Below are 872 nucleotides of genomic sequence, written 5' to 3'. Positions count from 1 at the left end.
CAACCGCTGCGCGATCCCGACGTCGCGGATCAACACACCGCGGTCGAGGAACGCCCGCCAGGCCCGGGGGGCCTCGGTGAAACGGCCGAACAGTAGGAAGTTGGCATCGCTGGGAATGACGTCGTAGCCGACGGGGGTGAGGGCGGCGATCACGCGGTCGCGTTCGGCGCGGAGCAGCGCCACCGAGTTGAGGGTGGCGTCGGCGTGCCGGAGTGCGGCCCGTGCGGCGGCTTGGGTGAGCGAGGAGAGGTGGTAGGGCAGCCGGATGAGTTGCAGCGCGTCGACGACTGCGGGTGCGGCGGCGAGGTAGCCGAGGCGGCCGCCGGCGAAGGCGAAGGCCTTGCTCATGGTGCGTGAGACGATCAGCTTGCGGCTGTGGGTGCGGAGCAGGGTGATCGCGCTGGGACGGTCGGAGAACTCGGCGTAGGCCTCGTCGACCACCACCATTCCGGGTGCCGCGTCGATCAGCGCGGCCAGTTCGGCGGGTTCCAGTGACTGGCCCGTGGGGTTGTTCGGGCTGGTCAGAAACGTGATGTCGGGAGCTCGTTCGCGCAGCACGGCCACGGCGGCGTCGACGTCGATGGAAAAGTCGGCGCGGCGTGGCGCGCGGAGCCATTCGGTGCGGGTGCCGGCGGCGATGATGGGGTGCATCGAGTAGGAGGGCTCGAACCCCACCGCGGTGCGCCCGGGTCCGCCGAAGGTCTGCATGATCTGTTGCAGGATCTCGTTGGATCCGTTGGCGGCCCAGATGTTCATGGGGCCGAGGGTGACGCCACCGACGTTCGTGAGGTACGTGGCGAGGTCGGTGCGCAGCGCCTCGGCGTTGCGGTCGGGGTAGCGGTGGAGATCGACCGCCGCCGCCGCGACGGCCG

The 872-nt window shown here is 70.3% G+C and carries 1 protein-coding gene; it reads right to left on the bottom strand.

What is annotated here, in order from left to right; genetic code table 11:
- A partial coding sequence (locus MMF94_RS43190; RefSeq protein ID WP_241043301.1) for a histidinol-phosphate transaminase occupies positions 1 to 872 on the bottom strand: 872 nt, incomplete at both ends.

This window comes from Pseudonocardia alaniniphila (assembly GCF_022524485.1).
GTDB lineage: Bacteria > Actinomycetota > Actinomycetes > Mycobacteriales > Pseudonocardiaceae > Pseudonocardia > Pseudonocardia alaniniphila.
The sequence above is the reverse complement of the archived record's forward strand: the minus strand, read 5'-3'. Positions and strand labels throughout refer to the sequence as shown.